General features: G+C 37.8%; 1 protein-coding gene and 2 pseudogenes. 1 reads left to right on the top strand and 2 read right to left on the bottom strand.

The window, feature by feature from the left end:
• Nucleotides 1–5: 5 nt before the first annotated feature.
• The gene (locus BAZSYMA_RS05470) at nt 6–1562 is read right to left on the bottom strand and encodes a hypothetical protein (protein ID WP_090716484.1); all 1557 of its coding nucleotides are present in this window, start codon (nt 1560–1562) and stop codon (nt 6–8) included.
• An 85-nt stretch (nt 1563–1647) separates the two neighbouring features.
• On the opposite strand from BAZSYMA_RS05470, the pseudogene BAZSYMA_RS10400 reads away from it, so the two are divergent.
• A pseudogene (locus tag BAZSYMA_RS10400) lies at nt 1648–1860 on the top strand (IS30 family transposase); the annotation flags it as partial.
• A 47-nt stretch (nt 1861–1907) separates the two neighbouring features.
• On the opposite strand, the pseudogene BAZSYMA_RS09970 reads toward BAZSYMA_RS10400, so the two are convergent.
• Nucleotides 1908–2118, bottom strand: a pseudogene (locus tag BAZSYMA_RS09970) (hypothetical protein); the annotation flags it as partial.

Raw genomic sequence — 2118 nt, 5'->3', positions numbered from 1 at the left:
CATCATTAGTTGAATAATTTGGTATAGCCTTTGTCAGTGGGTGCGTTTGTGCCTCCAGCATTTGACTTACCCCACGCCTTGATTGAGCCATCGGCTTGAAGAACGGCAAAAGCAGATCTATTTGGATAAGATGACGCATTATAATATCCACCAAAATCATTATAAGTACTAGAATAATCCACCTCAGCAAAGCGCCACATTGGTTCTGTTATTTTTTGCAAATAATCTTTTAATAAAGCTGATCGAGCAGGTAAGAATTGATCAGTCAATGCTGAGGACAGAACACCTTGCTCGTTAACATGAACAAAAGATGCACTTTTTGGCCAGTTAACATTCGGGGCAATTTCTGTATCGTTACTGTTTTGATGACAACCGCCACAACTCATTGCTTCAGCACGGTTTCTAATCATTTTTGCATTATAATTTGACAAATTTAATGCGCTTAGTTTGTTGCTGATGATTGTGTTTAAACTTTTTTTGTTACCGTTAGCGGTATTATCATTTGTATTTGCATCTGATTGGAATTCATTGTAGTGGTTAGCACTATTCAAACTAATGCCATTAATAATATCGCTAGCACTAGGATTACTTGCACGCCTTTCAGGTGCTAACAAGTTATCAACATAAGTATCAAAATCATGATTGAAGTAAATCCTCAAAGCCTTTAACGCATCTGAATCTAAGCTCTTCTCATCGGCAAAGAGCTCAGCTAATGGGTTGAATTTAACGGTATCAGCGACAAAAACAGCCTCTCCCTTGGCATTGATGTCGGTTTTAAATTCTCTAAGTTGCCATGGACTTTGAAAGAACGAGTTAGAACGCACTTGACCTGTGCCATGGGTGTAGTGGGTAAAGTTAATAGCTACAGGCAATTTAACACCCCTGTGTGTTAACCCTTTGTAAAAGAACTTTTCTAGTTGCACTAGCGCATCTGCTTTACTCATGTCGCCTATTTTTTTCCAAAAATCTACTACCGCAAAACACCCTCTTTTGCCCCTACTAGGCTCTGGGTTTGGGTATCGAGCCTCAAAGCTTAGAAAGAATCTGTCGCCATTATTTTTATGATAAACAATTCGGTATTCGCCACAATGCTGGCCATTACTGGCACTTAGGTCGAAACGGTTGAATATTGCACTTGGCGACATAGCTGAAACAGAGACTTCTTTTTCTCTTTTTTGTAAATCCATTTTCACAAGGCCATTGGTTTTTGAATTAACCTTAAATGTGTTTCGCAAGCTATTTAGGAGTTGAGTGTTAGAGCTACTCGTTGTAGCACCACTACTATTGCGAATGCTTGTAAGTGTTTTAGCAAGTGAGAATTTTTCATCAAAATCATCGTTATCCACACCAGTGGCACCTCGGTTAAAAACCAAAGCATCGTTAGAAATATTGATAGCGGTTGGGGGAGTGGCAGGATCAGTACTTGCTGATGCTTTGTTTTGTAAGTAATCATCCATTAGGCTGTGTCCATCAATGGGTCCGCCTGCAATGGCTGTGTGGGTTAAGGCAATGCTTAATAGTGAAATGCGAATAAGGTTTGTGTTATAGGATATTGGATTCATTTTGAATTTTATTTTACTATTTTACTTTTGCTTAAAATTTTTCATTTTACTCGAAAACTTTCCTGAGTTTTGAGATACGCTCATCCAGCGTAACAATGGTCAAGTAAACACCAATGGTTTAATCCGTCAATACTTGCCAGAGGGCGTGAACTTATCACTCTGCAGTCAAAAAGATTTAGATGAAATTGCTCGGTTGCTTAATACTCGACCTAGAAAAAGATTTGACTTTAAAATTCCAGAGGATATGATGCGCAGGGTTTTAACTGAGAACAGTAATAGTGTTGCACTTGGTTTTTGAATTCAAGGCGGTCCCCCTATTCCACGAAAAATGGGGTATTACAAGTGCTATTTTGAGTGCTTAACGCACCTAAAATTATCCAAATAATTTTTTCCTAAACCGAAATATCCAGAAGCATAATATTTACATTTATTCTCAATATATTTCCATGTAGAATTATCAGTAAATAGTTCCTTTAATTTGTTTAAATCCCCATCTTTTTTGATATGTGCAGCCATTCCATTGTAAAAATATAAATCTGGGTCGTTGCTAATTTCC

Source organism: Bathymodiolus azoricus thioautotrophic gill symbiont (assembly GCF_001298715.1).
In the GTDB taxonomy this organism is placed as follows: Bacteria; Pseudomonadota; Gammaproteobacteria; order PS1; family Pseudothioglobaceae; genus Thiodubiliella.
The sequence above is the reverse complement of the archived record's forward strand: the minus strand, read 5'-3'. Positions and strand labels throughout refer to the sequence as shown.